Source organism: Burkholderia sp. LMU1-1-1.1, from assembly GCF_040675865.1.
Classification (GTDB): domain Bacteria; phylum Pseudomonadota; class Gammaproteobacteria; order Burkholderiales; family Burkholderiaceae_D; genus Rugamonas.
This window is the reverse complement of record NZ_JBEGHG010000064.1, coordinates 1-264: the sequence shown is the minus strand read 5'-3', so window position 1 is coordinate 264 and position 264 is coordinate 1. Positions and strand designations below refer to the sequence as shown.

At 50.0% G+C, this 264-nt stretch carries 1 rRNA gene; it reads left to right on the top strand.

Annotated elements, in window-relative coordinates:
* Positions 1-264: ribosomal RNA gene (locus tag MRBLMU1_RS27675) — 23S ribosomal RNA — on the top strand; the annotation flags it as partial.

Genomic DNA, 264 nt, shown 5'->3' with positions numbered 1-264 from the left:
GGCTAAAACAGTCAGGATGTTGGCTTAGAAGCAGCCATCATTTAAAGAAAGCGTAATAGCTCACTGATCGAGTCGTCCTGCGCGGAAGATGTAACGGGGCTAAGCCAGTCACCGAAGCTGCGGATATCTAGCAATAGATATGGTAGGAGAGCGTTCTGTAAGCCTGCGAAGGTGTCTTGTAAAGGATGCTGGAGGTATCAGAAGTGCGAATGCTGACATGAGTAGCGATAATGGGGGTGAAAAGCCCCCACGCCGTAAGCCCAA